Genomic DNA, 26,306 nt, shown 5'->3' on the forward strand with positions numbered 1-26,306 from the left:
CCCCCATCCCGGCCCGTAACGGGCCGGGCTCCCCCCGCTTTTTCCAGGCCCTTCGCCCGCAGGTCGCGGTGCGATGTGGCCGGTTGCACCCTCACGGAGGCCATCATGGTCCGCAAAAGCTTTAACCCCCGGCATCTGCCCGATTTCTCGCAGAAAAAGGTCATCGACCGCCATATGGAGCGGCTTGATACCAGTGGCGTCTCGCGCCGCGATTTCCTGTCGCTCGCCTCGGCCGGTGTGGCGGCCAGCGCGGCGGCTGCGGCACTTGGGATGCCCAATGTCGCGGTGGCCTCGGGGTCGAACAAAGTGGCCTATCTGGCCTGGAGCGCCAGCACCGAATATAATCAGCTCGTCAGCCTCGGTGCCGAAAAAGCGGCATCTGCGCTTGGGCTGAATTACAGCTTTTTCGACGGCCAGATCGATTCCGGGCGGCAGCTGTCGCAGTTTGAACAGTTGGGCACCGAACAGGCGATCGGCGGGTTCTTCAACATCCTCGACGGATCGGCTTTGCGCCGTGCCGGGCAGTTTGCCGAAGACAACCAGACCTTTTTCGCCGCGATCTGGGACAGCGTGCCCTGGTTCACCCCCTTTGATGTTGGCGACTATTTCACCGTCTATCTGAACCCGCATGAGGACGAGGCCCATCGCGGCGTCGCCCGCGCCGTCTATCAGGCCGTGACCGACAAATTCGGCGAGGGCGAGGTCGCGGCGCTGACCGGCACCCCCGGCAACTGGTGCGAAATCTCGCGCAATGCAGGCCGCAATCTGGCGCTGGAGGAATTCCCGAGTATCCGCCAGACCGACGAGCTGCCGGGCAAATGGCTGCGCGAGGAATCCCTGCGTGCAACCGAGGATCTTCTGACCCGCAACGGCAAGCTGAGGGGGATCGTCGCGCAGAACGATGACGAGGCCCAGGGGGCGCTGACCGCGCTCAGGAATGCCGGGCTCAGGCCGGGCGAGGACTTCTTCGTCGGCGGGGCGGATGGCACCTCGCTGGGGGCAAAGGCAATCCAGGAGGGGCTGCAGACCTCGACCAGCGGCAACAGCCCGGTCTTCACCGGCGCCTTCCTGACCAGCTGGCTTTATGATGTGGCGAATGGCTGGAAACCGCGCGCGGCAGAACGTCAGCTGTTCTGGAAACCGACCGTGGTGACGAAGGACAATGTCGATGCCTATGTCGAGCGTTATGTCGACAATAACGGCGTTGACCCCTTTGATTTCCGCAAATTCTCGCGCGTCCTGAACCCGGAGGACTGGGATCCCCAGGCCTATGTCTACCCCGCCGAGACCGAAGAGATCTGGAAAGGCTATCCGCGCCCCGAAGGCTGGACCCTGCCCGCGCCTCTCGCCGAGGCAAAGGCGAAGGGCGAGTTCGACGCGGTTCGCGAGGATTATGCCGCGCGCAACAAAATAAAATTCGACGGGCCTTCGCCGAACAAATCGGCCTGAACCGCCAGAGGCCCGGGCTGCGGGCAATACGCAGCCCCGGCAGAACAGAACAAAAGGATATGGAAATGGGCAAAATCAGCCTGCCGCGCTGGATGCGCGATCTTGATGACCCGAAAGCCGTCGGGCGTCATATGGAGCGCCTCGACACCCATGGTGTATCGCGGCGCGATTTCCTCGCGATGGCATCGGCCGGGGCCGCAGCCTCGGCCTTTGCGGCGGCGGCGGGAATGCCGAATGTCGCGCTGGCCTCGAGGAATGGCAAACTGGCCTTCATCTCGGCCTTCATGTCGAATGAATATAACCAGATCCTGAATGGCGCCTTTGAATCTGCGACCAAAGCGCTGGATTTCTCGTATGCCGGGCTCGACAGCCAGTTCGACGGCGAACGCCAGTTCAACCAGTTCGAACAACAGGTAACCTCGGGTGTGCAGGCCGGGATCTTCAACCTGGCCGATGGCGGTACCATCCGGGGCGTGAGCCGGCTGGCCGAAGAAAACAAAGTCTGGGTCGCCAATGTCTGGGACAGCCTGCCCTGGTTCACCCCGTTCGAAGCCTCGGATTACTGGACGCTTTACACCGTGCCCGAAGAATTCGAGGCCCATCGCGCGGTGACCGCAAAACTGCTGGCGGCTGTGACCGAAAAATTCGGTGGCGGTGATATCGTCGGCGTGACCGGCACCAATGGCAATCTGACCGATCTGCAACGCTCGCGCGGGCGGGACGACGCGTTCCGCGACTTCCCGAAGACAAGGCTGGTCGACACGCTGCCGGGCAAATGGAACCGCGAAGATTCGCTGAAGGCCACCGAAGACCTCCTGACGCGCCACCCCGGCCTGAAAGGCGTCGTGGCGCAGAATGACGATGTGGCCCAGGGCGCCATTGCGGCAATCCAGGCCGCCGGTCTGCGCCCGGGCGAGGATATCCTCGTGGTCGGCGCCGATGGCACCAGCCTTGGCGCCCAGGCGATCCGTGACGGCAAACAGCTGGCGACTTCGGGGAACAGCCCCGCCTATGCGGCGGCGATCCTGACCGGGCGCATCTATGATGTCAGCCACGGCTGGGTGCCGCGCGCGTCTGAGCGGCTGCTGAACTGGCGCTCGCTGACGGTGACGGCGGAGAATGTCGAAGGCTACATCGAACGCTATGTCGATACGAACGGCCTTGATCCCTTTGATTATCGCAAGATTTCTAAAGTTCTGCATCCCGATGACTGGGACCCGCAGGCCGAGGTCTTCCCGCTGGATGTCGACAAGGCCTGGGCCGGGGTCGACCGCCCCGAGGGCTGGGAATATCCGGCACCTTATCTCGCGGCGCGCGACAATGGCGAATGGGATCAGCTGCGCGCGGAATATGCCGATCACTACAAAATCAAATTCGACGGCCCCTCGCCGCATAAAGCGGCCTGAGCGCAGTCTTCAATCAACACTCACGCCGGGCGGTGAACAGCTTGCCTCACCGCCCGGACCACGGCCCTTGGTGACCGAACCAGGCCCGGATTCTGCGCAAACCAACTTTTCGCGAGATAGCCGCGCCTGGGCGGCTGGCACAGGCACGGTCGAGCATGCGCTGAACGGGCGCGGTGCGGTCCGACCCGGAACGGAACGGCGCAAAAGGTGATCGCGGCGGAGCGGGCGCTGAACAGGCCGCGCCTGTTCCCGACGCGACATCACGGGATCTTCCGTATGGAAGTGCTGCTGCTGAAACCGGAACACTTTCCGGCCACGATATCGGCTTCGAATGGTTGCTTTAAGACAAACGCAATCAGGGCAAGGATGACAAAACCGGCACCAGTAGAACTGGCCGATAAGCCCCCCGAAGGTCACCGGTCGAGCTGTCCGGCCACGCCGCGGCCCCAGCGTTCGAATTTCACCTTCGACCCGGATCAGGTACGCCGCAGCCCTTGCTCCGCCAGAATACGCAGCACCAGACCTGCTCGGCGCGGGCAGAAAACCGCTCCCACCTGTCGGATACGAATATGATCACCGCCGGCGTCGACTGATACGACACGGACGGCACCTATGACGATCTGACCTTCGGCCCGGTGGCCGAAAAAGCCAGAAATATTGAGCTTTATGTCCAGTCGCGGCCTGAACCGGTCGAGGGTCTGTCGGGCTCTTTCGGGCTTCTCTGAGGTGACCAGAGCTTTAAGGGCATCCCGGGCCGGAAGGGCGGCAATTTGCGCACGCTGCTCGCAAAGCAGGATCAAAGTGAACGACGCCGGCACCGACAGCTGGCGCGCCATGGATTCTGGATCCCCTCTCGGCGGCGTGCTGGCCATCGAGGCGCAGCACAGGCCGGAGGGCAGCGCCTTTACCTTTGGCGGCTCGATCAAGGCGGCAAAGGTCATTGGCCACATAGATGCCACGACCAATAAAACCATCGCGTGCTATGCGGGACTGGACCTCTTCACCGAATATCAGCCGCCTGCGGTCGAGGGTCTGGTGAACCGGGCCGAAATCAACAACCTCTGCGACAGGACCTGTGTCGACCGCGTCATTGATTGCCAGAATAAAGGAAAAAGGCGCGGTCATCCGCCCCCAATTTCAATGGTAATGGCGGTTCAGCATCCTCGAACAGCGCGGCGCCCTGGTCTTTGGTCAGAAAGAGGTCCGGTCTGTCTGTCACGGGCACACCCGCCAGACGGGTAAGGGCTGGCCAATGATAGGCGAAACTCCGCCGCAATGCGAAAGCAACGCGCCATAATAGACGGCAAATCGGCGGTTTTCGATCTCGAGCGCCTCGATCTCCTTATCGTGGATCTCGCTCACGCTGGCTTCGCGGATTACGTGTCCGGCCTGCATCGCGATGAACCGGTCGGAATGAACTGAGGCGAAATTGATGCCATTCGGCACGATCACTCCAGTCTTGTTCAGCGCCCTGACCGCCTTTCGCAAGGCCAGCATCATGGCGCGGGCATTCTTCACATCCAGATTGTTCAGTGGCTCATCCAGCAGAGTGTAATCGGTCTTCTGGGCCAGAACCTTCGCCATAAAGGCACGTTGCCGCTGACCGCCGGAGAGCTGATCGAGAAAGCGGTCGGTCAGGTCGAGCCAGGCCAGGAGGCCGCTCAATAAGCCCCGAGCATGCCGCGATTGGTCACGAGGCTCAGCGCGGTGCCGGAATGGAGCGCCACCGATTGCAGAAGCGCGCGGCGGCTCCCGATGAGCATCAGATCCGCACCGGCGGCCAGGCGCGGCCGGAGAATGAGGGGGGTGAGGATCGTCATGTCTCTTTTCGGCTGGACAGGCTGGCGTCAGGCAAGGTCGGGGGCGAATTTCCACCTGTCCCCGTGTAATTTATCAGGGCAATCCACCCAAGGGCCGGCGGCGAAGTGCAAGTGTCCAGCCCCCGACTGAATTCATGAAATCCAGTTTCACATGAAAGCCTAAGATCCGCGATTCATGCTTGAAGATTCGCTGAAACTACCGATTGATATGAAAAGTATTTCCAATGGCAGGGCTGAAATGGCCGATCCTCGACTCATCCGCTATGATATCGCCGATCCTCAGGCCGGCGGCAGCCGCCGCCCATTTGCCCGCGCCGTCCGGGCCGGGGACTATGTCCATGTCTCGGGCCAGGTCCCCACAATCGATGGCGAGGTCGTCCAGGGTGGCATCATCGCCCAGACCGAGGCGGTGATCGAAAACCTGAAAGCGGTGCTGAAACTCGCCGGTTGCGGGCTGGAGGATGTGATCAAGGTCACCTGCTGGCTGGAAGATCCGCGCGATTTCACCAGTTTTAACGCGGTGTTCGAGAACCATTTCATCGACCACCCGCCGGCGCGTTCAACCGTGGAATCGCGGCTGATGGTCGATGCGAAGATCGAGATCGACGCCATCGCCTGGAAACCCCTTTAACGGGCTGAGGAGACGGGCATGAAGGTTCTGATCCTTCCCGATGCGGGCGCGGCGACCGACCGCGCGGCGGGGCTGATCGCCGAACGGCTGCGCGAAAAGCCCGAAATGGTGCTGGGCCTTGCGACAGGTGGCACGATGGAGGCGGTTTATGCGCGCCTGATCCGGGACCACCGCGAGGCGGGGCTCAGCTTTGCCGGGGTCACCAGTTTCAACCTTGATGAATATGTCGGCCTCGCGCCCGATCACCCCTGTTCCTACTGGCATTACATGCGCCACCACCTGTTCGACCATGTCGATATCGACCCGGGCCGCGCCCATCTGCCGCGCGGCGATGCCCCTGACCCCGAGGCCGAGGCTGCGCGCTATGAGGCCGCGATCCGGGGTGCCGGCGATATCGGGCTGCAACTCCTTGGCCTCGGGCTGAACGGGCATATCGGCTTTAACGAGCCGACCTCCAGCCTGAATTCGCTCACAAGGATCAAGACGCTGACCCGTTCGACCCGCGATGCCAATGCGCGGTTCTTCGCCCACCGCGGGGATGTGCCGCGCCTTGCGATCACCATGGGGATCGGCACCATCGCCCGCGCGTCAGAGGTGCTTTTGCTGGCTTACGGCGCGGCCAAAGCCCAGGTGGTGGCCGCGATGATCGAAGGGCCGCTGACCGCCGCCTGCCCGGCTTCTGCCCTGCAATTGCACCGCAAGGTGACGGTGGTGATCGACCGCGCGGCGGCGGGCGCGCTGCGACTGCGTGACTATTACGAGCTGGTGCATCCGGACGGGCGCGAAGCCGAAATCTGATCCAGCTTTGCCCTGAGCGCCGCAACCTTTGCCCGGTCAGTCCTGCGCGCGCCTGCAGGCTGAAAGCCGAATTCCGCCACAGCCGCCAGCACAGGCAGCGGCAGCGGCGCTGATCCCGAAGCATGGATTTCGCGCAGATCCAGCGCCGCCGCCAGGGCATCCGCGTTTTCCGCCGAAACCCCGCCGCCTGGCATCACCCTCACCCCGGGTGCCGCCCGTTCCATCGCCCTGAGCCGCGCGATCCCTGCAAGCGCGGTCAAAGCCCCTCCCGATGACAGCACCCGGCGGATGCCGAGCGCCTTCACCAGCCGCATCGCCTGATCGGGGTCGGGCGTCAGATCAACAGCGCGGTGAAGGGTAATCTCCAGGCCGGACGCCTCTGCGACCAGGCGGCGCAGCGCCGCTTCATCCAGCCGCCCGTCGGGCAGCGAGGCGCCGATCACCACCCCGGCGAGCCCGGCAGCGCGGCAGGCGCGGATCTCGGCGACCGAAGCCTCAAGCTCGAGCCCGGTCCAGCAGAAATCCCCGGCGCGCGGTCGGATCATCGCCATTACCGGCAGGTCGCAATCTGCCGCCAGCGCGATCAGCCCCGCCGATGGCGTCAGCCCGCCAACGGCCAGCGCCGCGCAAAGCTCGATCCGGTCGGCGCCGCCCTCACGCGCGGCCTGGATCCCCGCCGCGTCATCGACACAGATTTCCAGTATGATCCGGGTCATCTCCGTCCCTCCAGCCCCAAAAGCAAACCGGCGCCCAGCACGCCCGCCACGCCCGACAGGATCGAGGCCGCCGGATAGCCGCCGATCCAGGTGCCAAAGGCGAAGACCGCCGCGCCAAAGGCGCCGCCAAGGAACATATTCACTGCGATCAGCGAGGCCGAAAGCCCCGGCCGGTCCCGGATCATATCCAGCAGATAGCTGATCGGCAGCGAGATAATCCCGGCGGCGGCAAAGCCCGCGATCAGGCTTGCGACCCAGATCTGCCAGACCGCCCCTGCGAATGCCAGCGCGGTCAGATAGACCAGATAAAGCGCCGCAGTGATCGCCAGCGCAGGCACAAGTGCCATGGAGCGCGTCATCCGCGCCCAGAAAAACATGAAGATGACCTCAAGTGCTGCGACCATGCCGACGATCTTGCCGACCGTGCCCGCCTCACCCCCGGCCTGGCCGGTCAGGATCAGCGGCAACACGGCTGAATTGACATGCAGCACCTGGCTGATCAGCGCCACGCCCAGCACGCGGCTGAGGATGCCGGGATGCAAAAGCCGCGCGATACCGGCAAAGCTCGCGCCTGCCATGCGGACCTGGGCGGGCCGGTCCGCACGCCCGGTGGTCGGCGCCAGGCGTGAGGTGCCGGTGCCGCCCTCGACCGTGGTTTCCGGGCGCGGCTTGTGGTCGGGCTCCAGCCAGAACAGGATCGTGGCAAGACAGGCCGCTGCCAGAAGCGCCGCGATCAGGTAGGATCCGATCATCGTCTTTTGCCCGGCAAGGATCAGCCCGACCGCGCCCGGCACCAATACCCATGACAAAGAAATCATCATCCGCATCAACGCGTTGACGATAGCGGCCTCTTCCGGCTGGAACCGCGCGGTCTGGGCGCGGACATTGCCGAACAGCATCGAATTCGTCGCATGGAACAGCGCCAGCGGCGCGATCATCGCAGTGGCAAAAGTCAGCGCCGAGGGCACAGCCCAGATCATGCCATAGCCGATGATCCCGAATGAGGCGACGAAGATCAGCGGGCGGCGATAGCTCTGGAACCGATCCGAGATCAGGCCGAACCCGATCGCCAGCAGGACATTGGTGATCGAGGCCGCCAGCGCGATCAGCGCATATTGACCATCGCTCAGCCCCAGCTCGCGGATGCCGACCAGCGCCTGATAGGGCACGGTCGCCGCCCCTGCAAACCCGTAAAGAAAGATCGCGGCGGCCGAGGCGCGCACGACCCGATGGCGGCGAAGGGTAGAAATCCAGGGGTTCATCTTAACACCTGAACCGCTGCGAGATTTCGGGCACAGGCTGGTAATCTGCGCCCGGGTCAAAGGGCAGCACCCGCAGCGACCGGTGGTGATTGGCAAGGGCTGCGATGTCCTGGCTGACAACGCCATCAGTCAGCGCCATCAGGTTCGGCCGCGCCAGCGGTGCAAGTTCTGGCGAAAGATAGCCCGATTTCACCACAAGCAGCCCTGCCGCGCGAGGATCCAGCCCGAGCCGGTCGAAATCCGCGAGCGTATGATAGGGCCGCCGCCGCGCCGCCAGCACAAGGGTGATACCGCCGATCCGCACCACCGCCTGACGCGCACCAGGATCGTCGCCGCCATCAAGCAAGACCACCTCGGCCATGGTCGCGACGACGGCACCGGCCGGGTCAAGGCTCGCCCCGATCCGGAGCGGCAGCCGCGCGCCGGCCCCGGCTTTGAAACAGGCCTCGACCGCAGGCCGGTCGGTGATGCCCGCGACCAGCGCCCCCTGCCAACCGCGCGCGATCAGGGCGGCGAGCACATCGGCACGGTCCCCCACCCCGCCGCCGGTCGGGTTGTCACCACTGTCGGCGAGGATCACCGGCTGCGTTCCCACCACAGCCGCGATATCCAGCATCTCCTCAAGCGGCCCTGTTTTTGCGCCGGAATGGAACCGGTCACGCGCGGCCCAGAAATCACCGGCGATCTGTGTCCCCGCAGCCGCCATCGCCGCAGCGTCGGTGCCCGTCACCATGGCGCAGGCGGTGGCGCGCGGCTCATCGGCCCAGACATAACCAATCATCAGATCCGCGCGCCAGATGCCGGCTCCCTCGCGCGCAGGCAGCGCGGCGTATAAAGACCGTGCCGGCTCGTCCCCGGTCGAAGTCCGCTCGCCGGGCAGTAAAAGCGGCACCGGCACCCGCAAAACGCCGGGCCGCACGCCGGTTTGCAGAGCGCGCAGGAGCATCGCAAAAGCCGCCTCCATCGTCTCGGGCGTGTCGATATGCGGTGCGGTGCGATAGGCTGCGAAAATGTCGATCTGATCGACCACTTTCGCCGAGACATTCCCATGCAGATCGTAACTGGTGGCGATCAGCATATCCGGCCCGACCGCCTGCCGCACTGCCTGAAACCAGTCGCCCTCGGCATCCCACAGGCCTTCGACCTTCATCGCGCCATGCATCGCGAGGTAAACCGCATCAAAGGGCTTCGCTGCCTCGAGACGTGCCAGAAACCCGGCCCGGAACGCCTCGTATACCGCGCGCGAGACCGGGCCACCCGGCACCGCACGCGCATGAAAGAGCGGCGCGATTTCAACAGGATGGTGGCGCAGAAAGGCGAAGTAATCGCTTTCTGTCAGCTCTGCCCCGCGCAGCACACGGAAATCCTCTGCCTGCATCAGCACCGGCGAAGAGGTGGAACATTCGGTATGGATGCCGCCGACGGCGATGCGCATTTCAGCCTCTTACAGTGTCGGGTGCAGCCGGGCCTGGGCGGCAAAGCGCAGCCAGTCCTTATTCTCCGGCAGGGTCCAGCCCGCCTCGGCCACCGCCAGAAGCCGCGGGAAAACAAGATCGTTGAACCAGGCGTCAGAGGTGAAATGCTCGCACCAGATACAGGCCTGAACACCTGTCATATGATGCGCCAGTTCGGGCGGAAAATCGCCCGCCGCCTCGTAAGAATAGCATTGTTCGGGCGTCACCGGCCCGGCCCAGCCGGCGCCATTTTCCAGCCAGTCCGGCCCCTGCACCATGTCGAGATAATAGGCCTGGCCCGGCACCATCACCACGTCATAGCCCTGCCGCGCCAGCGCGATCCCGATCTCGGGCCTTTCCCAGGCCATCAGGAGCGTGTTCTCCGGAGGCACCCCTCCGCCCTGCGCGACCTCGTTCCAGCCGACAAGGATCTTGCCCCGCGCCTCGAGCATCGCCTTGATCCGGCGCAGGAACCAGCTTTGCAGATTGAGCGTTCCGGCAAGCCCCTCGCGCTGCATCAGCACCCGGGCGCGCGGACTGTCGAGCCAGGCATTGCGCGCCACCTCATCGCCGCCGATATGGAACCAGCGCGACGGGAAAATCGCACATAGCTCGTCGATGATGGTTTCCAGCACCGTGAATGTCTCAGGGATACCGGGGTTGAAGCCGTTATTGGGGAAGCCCTGAACCGGATGATAGCTTTCCGGCGGCTCGTCCGGATCGGCCAGTTGCGGCAGCGCGGCGATGACACAGGCGGCATGGCCCGGCGTCTCGATCTCGGGCATGACCTCGATCCCAAGCGCCCCGGCATGGGCCACCAGGGCGCGCATCTCATCCTGGCTGTAATGACCCGTCGCAGCCCCGGGCCCATCCCCAAGCTGTGGCCGCATCGCAGGCAGACCGGCGGCACGGGTGGCGCCAATCGCGGTCAGCTGCGGGTAAGCGCGGATCTCGGCCCGCCAGGCCTCGTCATCGGTCAGATGCCAGTGAAAGCGGTTGAACCGGTTCCAGGCCATGATATCGACCACGCGGCAGACCTGATCAAACCGCCAGAAATGCCGCGCACAATCCAGATGGCAGCCGCGCCAGCCATAGCGCGGCGCATCCTCGATATGGCCGGTCGCGGGGAAGCGGAACTTCGGGTCACTGATCGCAGCATGCAGCATCTGCGCCAGCGCGATCAGCCCATAGCGCCGCCCGAGCGCCGAGCTTGCCGTAAGCGTGATCACCGGGTCGAAATCAAGACGGAAGCCCTCTTCAGGGATCGCGGCGCTATAGGCAAACGCCACTTCACGCGATCCGGGCACGGGCGAAAGCTGCAGGATCCGGCGCCCCGCCGGGAACAGCCGGCGCTGCAGATCAGACACCGACAGCGCAAGACGCTGATCCGCGAGGCTGGTTCCGGGCGCGAGATGCAGGATAACCGGCGGAGGATCCGCCTCTGGCCCGGGTTCCGCCGTGATCGCATTCGGCCAGGGCATAAGCGCGAAGGGCAGCGTCAGCCGCCCCTCGGGCAGGCGCGGCGGCGGATATCCGGGCGTGGCGGATTGCAGCATCAGATCCCCGACCAAACAGGGAAGATGACGGCGATCCGCAAGCGTGACCCAGGCGGTTTTGGCCGCGTCATTGCGGTGAAACGGCGAGCGGTTCAGGCCGGTGATCTCGAATGACCAGCTGTTGCCCGGCGCGACAACCAGCCCTTCGGGCGGCGCGATCTGGTGGAAATTCGCATTGCGCAACAATAGCCTCGCGCCGGTGATCTCGTGATCCGCCAGCACGCGGGTGATCGAGCTCAGCGAGAGGGTAAAGCCCTCCAGCGCCTCATCGGACAGGTTGGTCAGCCGCAGCGACCAGGTCCCGGCGGGCAGTGGCATTTCGGACCAGGAATTTTCCAGGAGATACATCGCACCCCTCACCAGTCGGCCGATTGCGTGAAGGTCCGCGCGAGCGATGGCGTGCCCGCCGTCAGCCCGCAATCGACCGGCAGGCAGATGCCGGTGATCGCCGCCGCCAGCGGTGAGGCCAGAAAACCCACCGCCTCGGCCACATCCCCGGGGCGCGCAATGCGGCCCAGCGGATAATGCGCGGCAGCCTCGGCAAAGACATTCGGGTTTTGCGCCGCGCGCGCCTCCCAGGCGCGGGTGCGGACGGTGCCGGGCGCCACCGCATTGGCCCTGAGCCCGTGGCGGCCATATTCCACCGCGATCAGCCGCGTCAGATGGATCATCCCGGCCTTGGCCGCCGAATAGGCGGTGTGGCCATAGACCCCCAGCCCGTTGACCGAAACGACATTGACCAGCGAGCCCCGGCCCAGGATCAGCTGCGGCGCCAGCGCCTGGAAGGTCAGGAAAGCGGCATCAAGGTTCAGCGCGCGATCGGCCTGCCAGTCGGCCACTGATGTCGAATGCAACCCCGCCGCCGTCACGCCGCCCGCATTATTGACCAGGGTCACCACCTGCCCCAGGCGCTGCGCCCCGACGGCCATGGCCGCGCAGCTGGCGGCATCGGTGACATCGGTCTGCCAGGGCAGGAAGCCCTCGCCCAGCTCCGCCGCCGCGCGCGCAACCGCGTCCAGGTCGAGATCGGTCATCAGCACGAGATCATGATCCTGGCGCAGACGGCGCGCTATGGCTCGGCCAATATCGCCGGCACTGCCGGTGATGATGGCGAGACGCGGCAAAGCCGCAGATGCGGCGGCAGAAGGCTGGTCAGCAGGGCGCGGGTCCAAAAGTCACATCCTTCGCGGCAAGATGACAAGGACCATCGGGGCGGCCGCCATCGTGCCCCGGGCCCGGCTTCAGTCGCCCAAAAGCTGGCGGTCGTCGCCGTCGCGGTGACGGATCAGTTGTTCCTTGATGCCGCGCAGGATCCGGGCGGATCGCGGCTTGTCGGCATAGGCCACCAGGTTCGCGATGATATCGACCACCGCGAGAAAGGCGAAACGGGTCGAGGTGGCGCGGAAGATATTGCGCCCCTCGGGCAGGTCGATCGGGATCACCAGATCAGCGGCCTCGGCCACCGGCGTTCCGGGCTGGGTCAGCGCGATGGTCGCAATGCCGCGCTCGCGCAGCAGCGCGAAACAGCGCACCATCTCGTGGTTGCGGCCCGAAAGCGAAGATCCCACCACCACCGTCCCCGGCTCTGCCGCCGCCGAGATCATCAGATGCATGCCATGGTCATTCGAGGCCGAGATCCGCACCCCCAGCCGGAACAGACGGTTCTGCAGCTCGGTCGCGATCATCGCCGAATTGCCGCCCGAGCCAAAGGCATGCACCATCTGCGCAGAGGAAATCAGCGCGACCGCGCGTTCCACCGCTGCCAGATCCAGCGCCCGATGCATCTGGAACAGCGCGTTCTGCGCCTTGGTCACGATGTCTTCCGCCACCTCGGCAGGGGTCGAGGTCACCGATTCCGGCTTGAGATAGCGCAGCCCGACATAGGCCGAGCGCGCCAGCTGCACCTTGAAATCGGAAAAGCTGGAACAGCCCAGCCGCCGGCAGAACCGCGTCACCGTCGGCGGCGAGACGCCCGCCCGCGCCGCAATCTCGGTGATCGAGGCATTGGTCGCATAGGTCATATCCGCCAGCACCACCTCGGCCAGGCGCTTTTCCATTGCGGAAAGCCGCCCTTCCTCGTCGCTGAGCGCCGAGATCAGGTCCGGCGCAGTCTCGTTCGGGGTGCTCATTCGGATCTCCATGGCCGCAGCCCTGCAGACAGGGACGGGGCTGTTTCACCCCCCACGAAACCTGTCAGAGCGACCTGGTCAAGCATGCGCTGGAATCCGAAATTCATTTTCGTTTCTCCTTGACATTCAGGCATAATCCTTTCGATTATTCCAGAGAATAAGCGATCAAGCTGAAATAATTTTCACGGAGCCGCCCGAATGACCGCCCGAATAACCGCCAGGCGCGACCCATTCGCGAACCCTTTCCCCGAAACGGACACCGATCGACGCGCCATCTGGGAGATGCTGGTGCGCCGCGATATCGACGCCTGGACCACGGCAGACTGGGAGAGGGTGGCGGGCGATTTCACCGAAGGTCCGTTTACCGGGCTTTCCGGCAATCACCAGCCCGATCCGCAGGGCTTTACCTTTGCCTTTCCCAGCCTCGACCTCTACCGCGCGGAATGGCTTCGCCAGGCCCAAAGCTACCTGACCGAGTGCGCCGCAGGCATGTTTGACGGTGATCCGCGACCGCATATCTATGCGGCAACGCGGCTCGAAGAGATCGGGATCACCGGAGAGGCAGCACTTGCGCGCAAGAAATTTGACGGCTGGCTGCCGCGCGCCGATGGCAGCCGCGACCGCATGAACTGGCAGACGCTTTACATCTGCCGCCGGGAAGGCGGGCGGTGGAAGATCGCGGGCTTTATGGGCTATCTGCCCCATATCAGAGAGTGATCATGGTCAGCACGGCTCGGAGAAGGGTCTTCGTGGCGGCGCTGGCCACGGAAACCAACACATTCTCTCCCATCGTGATCGACCGTAAGGGCTTCGAGGAGTCGCTTTATGCGCCCCCGGGCCAGCACCCGGTGACCCCGACGCTCTGCACCGCGCCGATTCCGGTCGGGCGCAGGGTCTGCGCCGGAAAAGGCTGGGACCTGATCGAGGGCACCGCCGCCTGGGCCGACCCGGCCGGGCTGATCGCGCGAGGCGCCTATGAGGGGCTCAGGGACGAGATCCTTGCCCAGCTGCAGCGCGCATTGCCGGTGGATGCGGTGGTGCTGGGCCTGCATGGCGCGATGGTGGCCCAGGGCTATCTCGACCCCGAGGGCGATTTCCTGGCCCGGATCCGCGAGATGATCGGGCCGGATGTGATCCTCTGCGCCGAGATGGACCCCCACAGCCATCTGACCGCAAAACGCGTTGCCGCGCTGGATTTCTTCACCGTTTTCAAAGAATTTCCCCATACCGATTTCGTCGACCGCGCCGAGGATCTCTGGCGCATCCTCGTCGACATGCTGGAAGGTCGGGTCAGCCCGGTGGTCTCGGTTTTCGATTGCCGGATGATCGATGTCTTCCCCACCTCGCGCGAGCCGATGCGCAGCTTTGTCGACCGCATGATGGCGCTGGAGGCAAGCGAGCCGAAGCTTCTGTCCCTGTCCGCGATCCACGGCTTCATGGCCGGTGATGTGCCCGAGATGGGGACGAAAATGGTCGCCGTGACCGATGCTGATCCGGCCCTGGGCGCGCGGCTTGCCGAACAGCTCGGGCGCGCGCTTTTCGCCAATCGCGGCAAGCATATGATGCCGCAGATCAATGAGACTGAGGCCGTCTCGCGCGCGATGGTGGCGCAGGCCTGGCCGGTCGTGATCGCCGATATGTGGGATAATCCCGGCGGCGGCACGGCGGGGGATGCAACCGTCATCCTCAAGGAACTGCTGTCACAGGGTGCGCGCGGCGTGGCCATCGGCACGATCTGGGATCCGGTGGCGGTACAGCTTTGTTTCGTCGCCGGCGAGGGCGCCGAGATGCCCCTGCGGTTCGGCGCCAAATCCGCGCCCGAGACCGGCGAGCCCTGTGACGCGATGATCCGCGTCCTGCGCCTGAACGCGGCCGCTGAAATGCGCTTTGGCGAGAGCATCGCGCTGTTTGGCCCGGCGGCGCGGATCGCGCTTTTGGACACAACCGGCGCGGAAACCGGGATCGAGGTCATCCTCAACACGGTTCGGGTGCAGAGCTATGACCCCTCGCTCTTCACCGCCCTCGGGATCGATCCGCTGGCGCAAAAGATCCTCGTGATCAAATCAACCAACCATTTCTACGCAGCTTTTGCGCCCATCGCCTCGGAAGTGCTTTATTGCAGCGCCGGGAAGCCCTATCCGAATACTCCGGCAACCAATCCTTACCGGCTGGTCCGGGCGGATATCTGGCCGCGCATGGATGACCCTTTCGGAGAGATGTGATGAGCTTCCCCCCTTCCGGCCTTCCCGCTCCGGGATTTCCCTGGCCCGAAGCCGGCACGCCGCTGGCAGATGTGGCCACCCCGCTGCCGGTGATCGACGAAGACAGGCTCGCCGCCAATATCTCGCGGGCGCAAGACTATATGGCGGCGCATGGGCTGAATTTCCGGCCCCATATCAAGACCCATAAGATCGCGGCGGTGGCCCGTCAGCAGGTCGCGGCAGGGGCGGTCGGCATCAATTGCCAGAAGCTGACCGAGGCCGAGGCCTTTGCCGATGCCGGGTTTGACGATATCCTGATCACCTATAACATCCTCGGGCCGGTGCGGATCGCGCGTCTGGTCACGCTGAACGCCCGCGTGGCGCGGCTGGCGGTGACGGCGGATTCGGCGGTGACGATTGCGGGGCTGGCGGCAGCTTTCCCGGCGGAAAAGCCGCTCACCGTTCTGGTCGAATGCGATACCGGCGGCGGGCGCTGCGGGGTGCAAAGCCCGCGAGACGCTTTCGAGCTGGCACAGATGATCGCCGCCGCGCCGGGCCTGAATTTCGGCGGGCTGATGACCTATCCCGGCCCTGGCGGTGCCGCGCGGGTCGAGGCTTTCCTGCAAGAGACCATGGCACTGCTGGCGCAGGCGGGAATCCCCTGCCCGATGCGCAGCAATGGCGGCTCGCCCGATCTGTGGAAGGCGCATCTGGTGCCCTCGGCGACCGAGCACCGCGCCGGCACCTATGTCTATAACGACCGCTCGATGGTCAGGGCGGGCGAATGCGGGCCGGGGGATCTGGCAATGCATGTGCTGGCCACCGTGGTTTCGCGCCCGACGCCCGACCGTGCGGTCCTCGATTGCGGATCAAAGGCGCTGACCTCGGATCTGCTGGGCTTTACGGATTACGGCGAGATCGAAGGCCTTCCGGGCGCCAGGATCACCAGCCTTTCCGAAGAACATGCCGTGGTCGATCTGAGCGCCTGTACCGGCGCGCTGCCTGAGATTGGCGAACTGGTGCGGGTGGTGCCGAACCATACCTGTGTGGTCTCGAACCTCTTTGACCGGATGGTGTTCCACAAGGACGGCCTGGTCACGCGGGTGGAGCCTCTGGCTGCGCGGGGCACGGTCTGGTGAGTATGGGCAGCGGCACCCTTCACGCAGGCCAGATCTTCGATGGCGAGACCTGGCATCAGGATGCGGCGATCAGCTTCAAAGCAGGTCGGATCACCGCGATCGGCCCCTCTGGCGCGGCCCCCCGGGGACCGCGTCTGCCAGGTCTTATCGCGCCCGGCTATATCGACCTCCAGGTCAATGGCGGCGGCGGGGTGCTGTTCAACAATGACCCCACGCCCGAAGGAATCGCGACGATCTGCGCCGCCCATGCGCGGCTGGGCACCACGGCTGTGATTGTGACGCTGATCACCGACCGCCCCGATATCACCGGCCGCGCGGTCGCGGCGGCGGAAGCGGCGCAGGCGCCCGGCTTCCTCGGGCTGCATCTCGAAGGCCCGCATCTGTCACAGGCGAAGAAAGGCACCCATGACCCCGCCCTGATCCGGGTGATGCAGGATCATGACCTCGCCACGATCCTCGCTGCGGCGGGCCGTCTGCCGCATCTGATCGTGACGCTGGCACCGGAATCGGTCACGCCAGATCAGGTTCGCGCCCTTGCCGCAGCCGGGGTGACGGTAAGCCTCGGCCACAGCGATTGCGACTATGACACCGCGCGCGACTATATCGCGGCGGGTGCCCGGATGGTCACGCATCTCTTTAACGCGATGAGCCAGCTCGGCCACCGCGCCCCGGGGCTGGTCGGCGCCGCACTGGTGGCGCCCGTGCTTTATGCCGGGCTGATCGCTGACGGCTTTCATGTCGCCGATGCCGCGATGCAGGTTGCGCTGCGGGCAAAACCCGGGGAGGTGTTTCTCGTGTCAGATGCGATGTCGACCATTGGCAGCGATCTGACCGGTTTCATGCTGAATGGTCGTGAGATTTTGCGTGCCGGGGGGCGGCTGACCCTGGCAGACGGCACGCTGGCCGGTGCCGATATCGCGCTTTCGGATGCGGTGCGATACTGCCATTCGCGGCTGGGTCTGGACAAGGGCGCGGCGCTGCGGCTTGGATCGGCGGCGCCAGCGGCGGCGCTTGGGCTGACCGATCGCGGCCATCTGCGGCCCGGCGCCCGGGCGGATCTGATCTGCCTCGACGATGCGCTGCAGGTCCTCGGCTGTTGGATCGCAGGCACGCCATCCGGCGGCATTGCGGCACAGGAGACGCGGTCGTGATCCTGTGTTTTGACATTGGCGGCACCTCGATAAAGATCGCCGAAGCCTTTGGCCTTGACGACATCAGGCCAACGATCCGCGTTCCAACCCCGGCCCGGGATTTCACCGCCTTCACCAGCGTTTTGCAGTCCGCCATCGACGCGGCACCCGGGCGGCCCGACTGCCTCGCCTTTTCCATCGCCGGGGTGATCGACCCGGAAACCGGCCTCGCGACCGTGGCGAATATTCCCTGCCTGAGCGGACGGCCCCTGCGCGTCGACCTCGAGACGGCGCTCGGCCTGCCGGTGGTTCTGGGCAATGATGCCGATTGCTTTGCGCTGGCCGAAGCCGCCATCGGCGCGGGGCGCGGCCATGCGGTCGTGTTCGGCATCATCCTCGGCACCGGGGTTGGCGGTGGTGTCGTGGTCAGGGGCCAGCTGATCAATGATGGAGCGGGATCGGGCGGCGGCTTTGCCGGCGAATGGGGCCATGGCCCGGTCGCCCAGCGCATTGTCGGGGAGACCGTGCTTCCCGCCTTTCCCTGCGGCTGCGGCCAGACCGGCTGCCTCGACGCGGTCTGTTCGGCGCGCGGCATGGAAAAGCTGCATCTCGCGCTTGGCGGCGCGGGACGTACCGCAGAGGACATCATTGCCGCCTGGCAGGCTGAGGAGCCGGCAGCCTCGCGGACCATCGCGATCTGGCTCGATCTGCTCTCTGGCCCGCTCGCCATGGTGCAAAACATGCTTGGCGCCGGGATTATGGCAGCAGGCGGTGGCCTGTCTAACGCGCGGCCCCTGATCGACGCGCTTGATAAGGCGGTTCGGGCACGGATCCTGCAACGGCTTTCCCGCCCGCTGATCGTCCAGGCACAATGCCCGATCGAGCCCGGCCTTGTCGGCGCGGCGGTGCTTGGCCTGAACCGGAAGCACGACGGCTGACCCACCCCATATTTTCCGGTTTCCCGGCGGAGTGATTTTCCGCCGGTTTTGCGTGGATCAGTCACCACCATGAAAACAAATTACATAAATTAAGCACATCATCGAAAATTCATTGACGAACATCGCGACAACCCTCCATGATGCAGAAAAAGAATTTCTCCCCAGGGAGTGAATTATGCGAGTCGCGATTATCGGCCTCGGCTTTCGTCTCGGCTATCTTGGCCATGTATTCCGGGAGATGGACCCGGATTTCGAGATCGTGGGCTATTACGATCCGGCCCCGGCCGGCATGGCGACCCTGACCGAACACGGCATTCCCGCCGGCACCTCGCATGAAAGCCCCGAGGCACTGGTTAAGGCCGGTGGCTTCGACCTGCTGATGATCGGCTCGCCCAACCATTTCCACCTGGACCATATCCGCCTGGGGCTGGAGGCGGGGGTCAAAGTCTTCAGCGAAAAGCCCATCGTCTCGTCACTTGAGGACACTTATGCGCTGGCCGCGTTGCTGGCGAGGTACGGGCACGAAAACCTCTCGGTTGGCCTCGTCTTGCGCTATGCGTCGCTGTATCGCGACCTGCTGGCCGCGCGTGACGCCGGCACCCTGGGCAATATCGTCTCGGTCGAGGCCGCCGAACATATCTACCCTTATCACGGCGCGTTTTTCATGCGCGACTGGCGGCGCTATGAGAAATGGTCCGGCAGCTTCATGCTGGAGAAATGCTGCCATGATCTCGACCTTTACAACGGTCTGATCCAGGCGAGGCCCGAACGGGTGGCGTCTTTCGGGGGCCGGAAGACCTTTATCCCGGCGAATGACCCGCGCACATATGGGGTTAACGACATGGATATGTTCCACAAAAAGCCCTCGGGCTGGAACGGGTCTGACAAGGTCTTCGATTCCGATGGCGATATCATCGACTATCAGGTCGCGATTGTGGAATACGCCAATGGCGTGGGGATGAATTTCCACACCAATCTGAACGCCCCCGATCAGTTCCGCCGTTTCGCAGCCTTCGGCACCAAAGCCCAGGCCGAGGGCGATTTCATCCGCGGCTTTTTCCGCGTGACCGATGTGCTGTCGGAACAGCGGCTGATTGACCGCGAATACAAGGCCACCACGCTGTCGCAGCATTACGGCGCCGATGAGGAAATGGCCGCCGGGATCGCCGCGAATGTCACCAGAGGCGCGGCGCTGCCGGTCTCGACGCTCGACGCGCTGGAGGCGGGGGTGCTGGCGCTTTCGATGGATCAGGCGCGCCATTCCCGCCAGGTGGTCGATCTGCGCCCGGTCTGGGACCGTTATGATGAGGCCCTGACGCGGAAGGGGGCTGCATGACCAGTTCGCGATCCGCCTGGATCTTCGCCTGGGCGCTGCTGGCCCCGGCGATCCTCTATGTGCTGGTGATCGTGGCCTGGCCGCTGGTCGAAACCTTCCGCCTTTCCTTTACCGATGCGAGCCTGCGCAAGGTGACGAATTACGTCGGCACCGCCAATTATGAGAAGATCTTCAACGAGACCTTCTTCGGAGTGATCTGGCGCACCTTCACCTGGACGTTTTTCTCGGTGGCGCTGAAAATGATCATCGGCACCTTTGGCGCGGTCCTGCTGAACGCCGCCGTGCCGGGGCGCTATCTGTTCCGCATCCTGACCATGCCGCCCTGGATCGTGCCGATGGCGATTGGCATTTTCATGTGGGGCTGGATGTATAATGGCCAGTTCGGGATGATCTCGGGCCTCTTGCAGCGCTTTGGCCTGACCGACGGGCCGGTGGCCTTTCTGGCTTATGGCGAGACCGCCTATTGGGCCACTATCGTCACCGATGTCTGGATTGGCGTGCCGATGGTCACGATCTATTTCCTCGCCGCCATCCAGTCGATCCCGAAAGATCTTTACGAGGCCGCCTGGGCCGATGGTGCCAGCCGCTGGACCCGCTTTCGCCGCATCACCCTGCCTTTGATGCTGCCGGCGATGATCACAATGTCGATGCTCTCGCTGATCGCGACCTTCAACTCTTTCGATATCATCTGGATCCTGACGCAAGGCGGGCCTTCGGGGTCGACCACCACCATGATCATCGACACCTATCACACCGCCATCGGGTCGAAAAAATACGGCGAGGGTGCCGCGCGGGCGGTGGTGATCTGCATTTTCCTCTCGCTCTTCTGCCTCGCCTATTTCCGGGTGACGCGGCGGCTGCAGACCATTGGCGGAAAGGAATAGGCCATGGCTTTGTTCCATGACAAAAACACGCCGATGATTGATCGCTACCACTGGTGGGAGGTGATCGCTATCTATGCCGGGATCTTTGTCTTCCTGTTCTTCCTGCTGGCACCGTTCATCGAAGGCTTCCTGGTCAGCCTGAAGCCGCTGGCCGAGCTCTTTTCCACCCCCTACAGTTTCTGGCCGGAAAACGGCTCTTTCGCCGCCTATTCGACCATGTGGGAAAGGGTGCCTGGCTTTGCCTGGTATGTGTTCAACTCTTTCCTGATCTCGACGGCGGCCACCGTGATCGTGCTGCTTCTTGTGGTGCCCGCCGCCTATGCCTTCGCGCGGTTCGATTTCAGGGGCATGGGGCTGGTGCTGGGCGGCTTTCTTGCGGTCTCGATGTTTTCCGGCGCGGTGCTGCTGATCCCATTGTTCCGGCTGATGCGCTCGCTTGGCATGCTCAACACCTATTGGGCGATGATCGTGCCGGGCGCGGCTTTCCTGATCCCTTCGGCGGTCTGGCTGTTGCGCACCTATATGATGCGCATCCCGTCTGAGCTGAACGAGGCCGCCTGGACCGATGGCGCCAGCCAGTTCTACATCTTTCGCCGGGTGGTGCTGCCGATCGCCAGCCCCGGGATCGTGGTGGTCGCGATGGTCACCTTCATCGGCGCCTATAGCCAGCAATTCATCTTCGCGCTGACCTTCAATTCCAAAACCGAATACATGCCGCTGCCGATCGGCCTTTATGCCTTTTTCGGCAAGCAGGACGTGGTCTGGAACGAGCTGATGGCCGCCGCTTTCGTGGGCATCGCCCCGGCCATGGTCATCATCTTCTTCCTGCAAAGATACCTTGTCGGCGGGCTGACCGCCGGGGCGGTAAAATAAAAACCCTTCACAACCGGGAGTATGTGACGTGTCCAACCTGCTTCGGAATAGCCTGATCGGCGCGGTGCTTGCCACCACGACCGCGCTGCCCGCTTTGGCTGAAGACATCAGCTGGATCTATTGCGGCGACAAGATGGACCCGGTCCATGAGAAATATATCAAGGAATGGGAAGCCGCCAATGACGGCTGGTCGGTCAAGCCCGAGGTCGTGGGCTGGGGCCAGTGCCAGGACAAGGCGACAACGCTGGCGGCAGCCGGCTCGCCCGCCGCGATGGCCTATGTCGGCTCGCGCACGCTGAAGGAGTTTGCGCTGAACGACCTGATCGTCGAAGTGCCGATGACGGATGAGGAAAAAGCCGCCTATTACCCCCATATCGTCGATACCGTCACCTTTGACGGCACCCAATGGGGCGTGCCGGTCGCGTTTTCGACCAAGGCGCTTTACTGGAACAAGGGGCTCTTCAAAGAGGCCGGGCTTGATCCGGAAAAGCCGCCGGTCACCTGGGCCGAAGAGATCGAATTCGCCAGGGTCATCAAGGAAAAAACCGGCAAGGCCGGCTATGGTCTGCCTGCCAAGACCTTTGACAATACCGTCCACCAGTTCCTGCACTGGGTCTACACCAATAACGGCCAGGTGATCGATGCCGGGGGCAAGATCACCCTCGACAGCCCCGATGTTCTGGCCGCGCTGACCGCCTATAAGGACATCACGCCTTACTCCGTCGAAGGCGCCACCGCCTATGAGCAGAATGAAATCCGCGCGATCTTCCTGGATGGTCAGGTCGGCATGATCCAGGCCTCGGTGGGTGCGGCCTTCCTTCTGGCCGATACCAAGGTCGACTGGGGCGTCACCGATCTCCCGCTCGGGCCATCGGCCAGGGGGAAGGGCACGCTTCTGATCACCGACAGCCTTGCGGTGTTCAAAGGGTCGGGGGTCGAAGACAAAACCATAGAATTCGCGAAGTTCATCACCTCACCCAAGGTGCAGGAGGAATATGAGGCCGGTGGTGCTGCAGGGCTGACACCGCTGCGCCCCAGCCCTGCGGTGGATGCGATGCTGGCGGCCGCGCCCTATTGGAAGCCTTTTGTTGACGGGATCGAATTCGGCGGTCCGGAACCTTTGTTCACCGATTACAAAGGCTTCCAGAATGTCATGATCGAAATGGTGCAATCTGTCGTGACCGGCACCGCCGAACCTCAGGCGGCGCTGACCAAAGCCGCCGCCGCTTTGGAAGAATACAAGTAAGGCGCGGGGGCCTGCCTCCTCGCTCCGGCTGGCCCTTCTCCCTGTCACGGCGGCACATCTCTTCTGCCGCCGTGATCCTTGCATGAAAAGGATCCGCTCTTTGGGCCAGTTGTCGCTGAAAAACGTGGTGAAGACCTTCGGCCAGTTCGAGGTCGTCAAAGGCGTGAACCTTGATGTGACGGAAGGCGAGTTCATCGTTTTTGTCGGCCCCTCGGGCTGCGGGAAATCGACGCTGCTCAGGATGATCGCCGGGCTGGAACATACCACGGCCGGCGATATCGTGATCGATGGCAAGCGGGTGAATGATCTTGCCCCGGTAAAACGCGGCATCGCGATGGTGTTTCAGTCTTACGCGCTGTACCCGCATATGTCGGTTTTCGAGAATATCGCCTTCCCGCTGCGCGTCGAACGCGCGCCAGAGGCGGTGATCCGCGAAAAGGTGACGGCGGCGGCAAAGATCCTGCATCTTGACCAGCGGCTGAAACAAAAGCCCGGCCAGCTTTCCGGCGGTCAGCGCCAGCGCGTCGCCATCGGCCGTGCCATCGTGCGCGCGCCCGAAATCTTCCTCTTTGACGAGCCGCTCTCGAATCTTGATGCCGCCCTGCGCGCTGATATGCGAATTGAACTCACGCGGCTGCATAAACAGCTCGGCGCCACGATGATCTACGTGACACATGACCAGGTCGAGGCGATGACCATGGCCGATCGGATCGTGGTGCTGAATGCGGGTTATATCGCCCAGGTCGGTGCGCCGCTGGATCTGTATCACAAGCCGCAAAACACATTCGTCGCGGGGTTCATCGGCAATCCGCGGATGAATTTCCTGCCCGTCACCTGCACCGGGGTCACTGATGCCGGCGCGGTGATCGACTGGCAGGGCAAAGCGGTGACGATCCCGGTCCATGCGACTGCGGCCGCAGTCGGCCAGGCCTTCACCCTCGGGATCCGGCCAGAACATCTTACCCTTACGGGAGGAGAGATGCGGCTTGGGGTGACGCCTTCGGTGGTCGAACATCTTGGGCAGCAGACCATCGCCTGGGCCAGCCTGAACGGCACAGCTGAAACCTCATTCTGCGTCGCTTTGCCCGGAGACCAGGCGATCAAAGCAGATCAGTCGGTCACCCTCGGCTTCAGTGCCGCCGACTGCCATCTGTTTGACGCGGCAGGCGAGGCGCTGGAACGCCGCCTCTTGCCCGGAACATCCAATGGCTGAGCCTCAGCTCTCTGCCGCATCCACCGCCTTGCGCATCGCGCTCACGGCAAGATGGATGTTCGGCGGATCGGCCAGCAGGCTGCCGCCCAGCAGATAGACGACATCCTGGCCATACATCCGCACCATGTCAGCGGCACGCTCCACGCTCATCCCGCCACCGGGGCTGGGGAGCATTGCCGCCCCCGGTCCGTCGGGCGCGCGGCAGGCATCGGAGATTTGCAGGCATTCGGGCGCGGAAAAGCCGAACCGCCCGCCGACATTCGGGAAAACGGAAATGTCCGCGCCCGCCAGCCGCTGAAGCGTGCCGAAGATCACGCCGTGATCCATGCCGGTATCGGGCGAAAGCACCCAGGGGCCGAGGAAAGACGGATGCGTCATCACCGGCAGGTCAAGGCCCGCATCCTGCGCGATGCGGTGCACGAGGCCAAAGCCCAGAAGCCCCGGCATCACGATCACTCCGCCCGCCCCGGCCTCCTTTGCAAAGCGCAGCCGCGCCTCGATCTGATCCGCCGGGCCGGAGAGGTTCGGGATATAGATGGCACTACGCCCATATTCGGCGTTGGCCTTTGCGACAGCCTTCGCCACCGCTTCGACCCGTGCCTCGAAGGGTGCTGCCGCCTGGCCCGCTAGCCCGTGGTCTTCCTTGATGATGTCAGCCCCACCGCGCACAGCGCCCGCGGCCAGCGCGGCAAAGGCCGCAGGTGGCTGGCCCATCGGCTTCAGCACCGGCGCGATCATGCCTCCGGTTGCCCGCCCGCACCGCGCGCGGATGCCTTTGATGCCGAAACGCGGGCCCGGAAAGCGCGCCAGCATCGTCTCACCCGGATCAATGCCCGTCACGCGGATCCCCTGCTGGATCGAAGAATTGCCGAAAACCACATTCAGGAACTGACTGAACTCATCCCCCGCGCTGTCTGGCGAATAGGAGATTTTCGCCTGAAAGACGCCGTCTGACAGCGTGCCGGTCTCTTCGACCCGGCCAAGGATCTCATCTTCGACATAGCCCTGCGGCACCACGGCGCGCGGGATCTCGACCGTCTGTTCCAGCGCGATGCCTTCGGCGCGGTTGCGGGCCTCGGCGAGGTCGCCCGCGCGGAGACGGTAGGTGACAGTAAAGCGCATCAAAGCGCCTCGGCCTTGACCACTGAATGCACCGCCTCGACCCGGACCGCGCCAAGGGCGTCTTCGTCAATGCCGGTCTGCTGCCCTGTCAGGCGTTCGACCGCGCGAACAAGGCTCAGCGCATCCATGCCGTAATAGCGCATGAGATAGGGGCGCGAGCCGCCATGCGCATAGGTGTCCTGCAGCCCGAGCCGGATCAGGCGGCGCGAAAGCCCGGCCTCTGCCAGCGCCTCGGCCACCATCGAGCCGATACCGCCGGTGACAAGGTGGTTTTCCAGCGTGATGACGCCGTGTTTCACCGCCTCTGCATGACCGATGATCGTCGCCGCATCGAAAGGTTTCAGGGTGTTGAGATGCAGATGCCGCACGGAAACCCCGGCCCGGTCCAGAGCGGCCCTTGCCCGGATCGCCTCTTCGGTGGTGATACCGGCGGTGATGACAACCACATCGGTCCCTTCCGCCAGAACGCGGATCTTGCCGATTTCCAGCGGAGTGTCGAACAGACGCGGCACCGCGCCGCGCAGGATGCGGCAATAGACCGGGCCATCGACAGAGTCGGCGGCGGCGACGATGCTCTCGACCTCGGTCGCGTCCCCGGCCTCAAGCACAGTCATATTGGGGATGGTGCGCATCACCGATATGTCTTCGATTGCCTGATGCGTCATACCGCCTGGCGTGGTGATGCCGGGCAGAAACCCCATCAGCCGCACCTGGCGGCGCGGATAGGCTATGGAGGCCATCAGCTGGTCATAGGGCCTGCGGTAAAGGAACACGCCGAACGAGTGCAGGAAAGGCCGGAACCCCGCCAGACCAAGCCCGCCCGCAAAGGACAGCATGTTTTGTTCGGCCATGCCAAGCGACAGAAACTGGTCCGGATGGCGGTCGCGAAAGCCGTCGATCTCGCAGCTGGAGGTCAGATCGGCGGAAAGGCACAGAACCTCGGGGTGCTGCACGGCGTAGTCCTCGAAGGCCTTTGCATAGGGGCGGTTCACCATTTCCATCT

General features: G+C 64.0%; 25 protein-coding genes. 14 read left to right on the top strand and 11 right to left on the bottom strand.

The window, feature by feature from the left end:
• The first annotated feature begins 105 nt into the window (after positions 1-105).
• On the top strand, positions 106-1,449 hold the full coding sequence (locus AC4FS3_RS01195) for a sugar ABC transporter substrate-binding protein (protein WP_491019005.1): 1,344 nt from the start codon (positions 106-108) through the stop codon (positions 1,447-1,449).
• Positions 1,450-1,514: 65 nt separating this feature from the next.
• Complete coding sequence (locus AC4FS3_RS01200) at positions 1,515-2,855, top strand: sugar ABC transporter substrate-binding protein (RefSeq protein WP_491019006.1); 1,341 nt, start codon at positions 1,515-1,517, stop codon at positions 2,853-2,855.
• A gap of 476 nt (positions 2,856-3,331) precedes the next feature.
• Here AC4FS3_RS01200 and AC4FS3_RS01205 read toward each other — a convergent pair whose 3' ends face one another.
• The 3 genes from AC4FS3_RS01205 to AC4FS3_RS01215 all read right to left on the bottom strand — a co-directional run bounded on the left by AC4FS3_RS01205 (position 3,332) and on the right by AC4FS3_RS01215 (position 4,675).
• Positions 3,332-3,796 carry a hypothetical protein gene (locus AC4FS3_RS01205; RefSeq protein WP_491019007.1) on the bottom strand — a complete coding sequence of 155 codons (465 nt, stop codon included), beginning with the start codon at positions 3,794-3,796 and terminating at the stop codon, positions 3,332-3,334.
• Between the two features lie 274 nt (positions 3,797-4,070).
• On the bottom strand, positions 4,071-4,520 hold the full coding sequence (locus AC4FS3_RS01210; RefSeq protein ID WP_491019008.1) for an ATP-binding cassette domain-containing protein: 450 nt from the start codon (positions 4,518-4,520) through the stop codon (positions 4,071-4,073).
• Complete coding sequence (locus AC4FS3_RS01215; RefSeq protein ID WP_491019009.1) at positions 4,517-4,675, bottom strand: hypothetical protein; 159 nt, start codon at positions 4,673-4,675, stop codon at positions 4,517-4,519. The genes AC4FS3_RS01210 and AC4FS3_RS01215 overlap by 4 nt, the downstream gene beginning before the upstream one ends.
• A gap of 238 nt (positions 4,676-4,913) precedes the next feature.
• Between AC4FS3_RS01215 and AC4FS3_RS01220 the strand changes: the two genes are divergently transcribed.
• Both AC4FS3_RS01220 and nagB read left to right on the top strand, forming a co-directional pair.
• On the top strand, positions 4,914-5,306 hold the full coding sequence (locus tag AC4FS3_RS01220) for a RidA family protein (RefSeq protein ID WP_491019010.1): 393 nt from the start codon (positions 4,914-4,916) through the stop codon (positions 5,304-5,306).
• An 18-nt stretch (positions 5,307-5,324) separates the two neighbouring features.
• Positions 5,325-6,104, top strand: a complete 780-nt coding sequence (gene nagB / locus AC4FS3_RS01225) for a glucosamine-6-phosphate deaminase (RefSeq protein WP_491019011.1) — start codon at positions 5,325-5,327, stop codon at positions 6,102-6,104.
• Here nagB and AC4FS3_RS01230 read toward each other — a convergent pair.
• The 6 genes from AC4FS3_RS01230 to AC4FS3_RS01255 all read right to left on the bottom strand — a co-directional run bounded on the left by AC4FS3_RS01230 (position 6,062) and on the right by AC4FS3_RS01255 (position 13,221).
• Positions 6,062-6,820 (bottom strand): copper homeostasis protein CutC, encoded by a 759-nt coding sequence (locus tag AC4FS3_RS01230; RefSeq protein WP_491019012.1) that lies wholly within the window; start codon positions 6,818-6,820, stop codon positions 6,062-6,064. The two genes, nagB and AC4FS3_RS01230, sit on opposite strands and share 43 nt — an antisense overlap.
• Positions 6,817-8,082, bottom strand: a complete 1,266-nt coding sequence (locus AC4FS3_RS01235; RefSeq protein ID WP_491019013.1) for an MFS transporter — start codon at positions 8,080-8,082, stop codon at positions 6,817-6,819. The genes AC4FS3_RS01230 and AC4FS3_RS01235 overlap by 4 nt, the downstream gene beginning before the upstream one ends.
• A 1-nt stretch (position 8,083) precedes the next feature.
• Positions 8,084-9,517 carry a M81 family metallopeptidase gene (locus tag AC4FS3_RS01240; protein WP_491019014.1) on the bottom strand — a complete coding sequence of 478 codons (1,434 nt, stop codon included), beginning with the start codon at positions 9,515-9,517 and terminating at the stop codon, positions 8,084-8,086.
• A 9-nt stretch (positions 9,518-9,526) separates the two neighbouring features.
• Positions 9,527-11,440 carry a beta-N-acetylhexosaminidase gene (locus tag AC4FS3_RS01245; protein ID WP_491019015.1) on the bottom strand — a complete coding sequence of 638 codons (1,914 nt, stop codon included), beginning with the start codon at positions 11,438-11,440 and terminating at the stop codon, positions 9,527-9,529.
• Between the two features lie 8 nt (positions 11,441-11,448).
• Positions 11,449-12,264, bottom strand: a complete 816-nt coding sequence (locus tag AC4FS3_RS01250; RefSeq protein WP_491019016.1) for an SDR family oxidoreductase — start codon at positions 12,262-12,264, stop codon at positions 11,449-11,451.
• Between the two features lie 69 nt (positions 12,265-12,333).
• On the bottom strand, positions 12,334-13,221 hold the full coding sequence (locus tag AC4FS3_RS01255) for a MurR/RpiR family transcriptional regulator (protein ID WP_283176661.1): 888 nt from the start codon (positions 13,219-13,221) through the stop codon (positions 12,334-12,336).
• Positions 13,222-13,419: 198 nt separating this feature from the next.
• Between AC4FS3_RS01255 and AC4FS3_RS01260 the strand changes: the two genes are divergently transcribed.
• The 10 genes from AC4FS3_RS01260 (at position 13,420) to AC4FS3_RS01305 (ending at position 24,181) form a co-directional block, all read left to right on the top strand.
• Positions 13,420-13,938 (top strand): hypothetical protein, encoded by a 519-nt coding sequence (locus tag AC4FS3_RS01260; RefSeq protein ID WP_491019017.1) that lies wholly within the window; start codon positions 13,420-13,422, stop codon positions 13,936-13,938.
• A gap of 2 nt (positions 13,939-13,940) precedes the next feature.
• The gene (locus AC4FS3_RS01265; RefSeq protein ID WP_491019018.1) at positions 13,941-15,443 is read left to right on the top strand and encodes a M81 family metallopeptidase; all 1,503 of its coding nucleotides are present in this window, start codon (positions 13,941-13,943) and stop codon (positions 15,441-15,443) included.
• A complete protein-coding gene (locus tag AC4FS3_RS01270) occupies positions 15,443-16,561 on the top strand; it encodes a D-TA family PLP-dependent enzyme (RefSeq protein ID WP_491019019.1) in 1,119 nt (372 codons plus the stop codon). Before AC4FS3_RS01265 ends, AC4FS3_RS01270 begins: the two co-directional genes overlap by 1 nt.
• Before the next feature lie 2 nt (positions 16,562-16,563).
• Positions 16,564-17,712, top strand: coding sequence for an N-acetylglucosamine-6-phosphate deacetylase (locus tag AC4FS3_RS01275; protein WP_491019300.1), 1,149 nt, complete (start codon positions 16,564-16,566; stop codon positions 17,710-17,712).
• Complete coding sequence (locus AC4FS3_RS01280; protein WP_491019020.1) at positions 17,709-18,629, top strand: ROK family protein; 921 nt, start codon at positions 17,709-17,711, stop codon at positions 18,627-18,629. Before AC4FS3_RS01275 ends, AC4FS3_RS01280 begins: the two co-directional genes overlap by 4 nt.
• Before the next feature lie 175 nt (positions 18,630-18,804).
• Entirely contained in the window at positions 18,805-19,965 is a 1,161-nt protein-coding gene (locus tag AC4FS3_RS01285) for a Gfo/Idh/MocA family protein (protein WP_491019021.1), read from the top strand.
• Positions 19,962-20,849 carry a carbohydrate ABC transporter permease gene (locus AC4FS3_RS01290; protein ID WP_491019022.1) on the top strand — a complete coding sequence of 296 codons (888 nt, stop codon included), beginning with the start codon at positions 19,962-19,964 and terminating at the stop codon, positions 20,847-20,849. Before AC4FS3_RS01285 ends, AC4FS3_RS01290 begins: the two co-directional genes overlap by 4 nt.
• A gap of 3 nt (positions 20,850-20,852) precedes the next feature.
• Positions 20,853-21,722: a carbohydrate ABC transporter permease gene (locus AC4FS3_RS01295; protein WP_283176654.1), complete on the top strand. Its 870-nt coding sequence runs from the start codon at positions 20,853-20,855 to the stop codon at positions 21,720-21,722.
• A gap of 28 nt (positions 21,723-21,750) precedes the next feature.
• Entirely contained in the window at positions 21,751-22,968 is a 1,218-nt protein-coding gene (locus AC4FS3_RS01300) for an ABC transporter substrate-binding protein (protein ID WP_491019023.1), read from the top strand.
• Between the two features lie 100 nt (positions 22,969-23,068).
• Positions 23,069-24,181 (top strand): ABC transporter ATP-binding protein, encoded by a 1,113-nt coding sequence (locus AC4FS3_RS01305; protein ID WP_491019301.1) that lies wholly within the window; start codon positions 23,069-23,071, stop codon positions 24,179-24,181.
• 3 nt (positions 24,182-24,184) lie between these two features.
• Here AC4FS3_RS01305 and AC4FS3_RS01310 read toward each other — a convergent pair whose 3' ends face one another.
• Positions 24,185-25,303 carry a RuBisCO large subunit C-terminal-like domain-containing protein gene (locus AC4FS3_RS01310; RefSeq protein WP_491019024.1) on the bottom strand — a complete coding sequence of 373 codons (1,119 nt, stop codon included), beginning with the start codon at positions 25,301-25,303 and terminating at the stop codon, positions 24,185-24,187.
• Complete coding sequence (locus tag AC4FS3_RS01315; protein ID WP_491019025.1) at positions 25,303-26,304, bottom strand: transketolase family protein; 1,002 nt, start codon at positions 26,302-26,304, stop codon at positions 25,303-25,305. Before AC4FS3_RS01315 ends, AC4FS3_RS01310 begins: the two co-directional genes overlap by 1 nt.
• Between the last annotated feature and the right edge of the window lie 2 nt (positions 26,305-26,306).

The organism is Pseudogemmobacter sp. TB195, from assembly GCF_058313095.1.

What these genes read in the sequence shown, in the direction of transcription:
- AC4FS3_RS01195 (WP_491019005.1), top strand. Translation starts at nt 106, where the DNA reads ATGGTCCGCAAAAGCTTTAACCCCCGGCATCTGCCCGATTTCTCGCAG.
- AC4FS3_RS01200 (WP_491019006.1), top strand. Translation starts at nt 1,515, where the DNA reads ATGGGCAAAATCAGCCTGCCGCGCTGGATGCGCGATCTTGATGACCCG.
- AC4FS3_RS01205 (WP_491019007.1), bottom strand. Translation starts at nt 3,796, where the DNA reads ATGACCTTTGCCGCCTTGATCGAGCCGCCAAAGGTAAAGGCGCTGCCC.
- AC4FS3_RS01215 (WP_491019009.1), bottom strand. Translation starts at nt 4,675, where the DNA reads ATGACGATCCTCACCCCCCTCATTCTCCGGCCGCGCCTGGCCGCCGGT.
- AC4FS3_RS01220 (WP_491019010.1), top strand. Translation starts at nt 4,914, where the DNA reads ATGGCCGATCCTCGACTCATCCGCTATGATATCGCCGATCCTCAGGCC.
- nagB (WP_491019011.1), top strand. Translation starts at nt 5,325, where the DNA reads ATGAAGGTTCTGATCCTTCCCGATGCGGGCGCGGCGACCGACCGCGCG.
- AC4FS3_RS01230 (WP_491019012.1), bottom strand. Translation starts at nt 6,820, where the DNA reads ATGACCCGGATCATACTGGAAATCTGTGTCGATGACGCGGCGGGGATC.
- AC4FS3_RS01235 (WP_491019013.1), bottom strand. Translation starts at nt 8,082, where the DNA reads ATGAACCCCTGGATTTCTACCCTTCGCCGCCATCGGGTCGTGCGCGCC.
- AC4FS3_RS01240 (WP_491019014.1), bottom strand. Translation starts at nt 9,517, where the DNA reads ATGCGCATCGCCGTCGGCGGCATCCATACCGAATGTTCCACCTCTTCG.
- AC4FS3_RS01245 (WP_491019015.1), bottom strand. Translation starts at nt 11,440, where the DNA reads ATGTATCTCCTGGAAAATTCCTGGTCCGAAATGCCACTGCCCGCCGGG.
- AC4FS3_RS01255 (WP_283176661.1), bottom strand. Translation starts at nt 13,221, where the DNA reads ATGAGCACCCCGAACGAGACTGCGCCGGACCTGATCTCGGCGCTCAGC.
- AC4FS3_RS01260 (WP_491019017.1), top strand. Translation starts at nt 13,420, where the DNA reads ATGACCGCCCGAATAACCGCCAGGCGCGACCCATTCGCGAACCCTTTC.
- AC4FS3_RS01265 (WP_491019018.1), top strand. Translation starts at nt 13,941, where the DNA reads ATGGTCAGCACGGCTCGGAGAAGGGTCTTCGTGGCGGCGCTGGCCACG.
- AC4FS3_RS01270 (WP_491019019.1), top strand. Translation starts at nt 15,443, where the DNA reads ATGAGCTTCCCCCCTTCCGGCCTTCCCGCTCCGGGATTTCCCTGGCCC.
- AC4FS3_RS01275 (WP_491019300.1), top strand. Translation starts at nt 16,564, where the DNA reads ATGGGCAGCGGCACCCTTCACGCAGGCCAGATCTTCGATGGCGAGACC.
- AC4FS3_RS01285 (WP_491019021.1), top strand. Translation starts at nt 18,805, where the DNA reads ATGCGAGTCGCGATTATCGGCCTCGGCTTTCGTCTCGGCTATCTTGGC.
- AC4FS3_RS01290 (WP_491019022.1), top strand. Translation starts at nt 19,962, where the DNA reads ATGACCAGTTCGCGATCCGCCTGGATCTTCGCCTGGGCGCTGCTGGCC.
- AC4FS3_RS01295 (WP_283176654.1), top strand. Translation starts at nt 20,853, where the DNA reads ATGGCTTTGTTCCATGACAAAAACACGCCGATGATTGATCGCTACCAC.
- AC4FS3_RS01310 (WP_491019024.1), bottom strand. Translation starts at nt 25,303, where the DNA reads ATGCGCTTTACTGTCACCTACCGTCTCCGCGCGGGCGACCTCGCCGAG.
- AC4FS3_RS01315 (WP_491019025.1), bottom strand. Translation starts at nt 26,304, where the DNA reads ATGGAAATGGTGAACCGCCCCTATGCAAAGGCCTTCGAGGACTACGCC.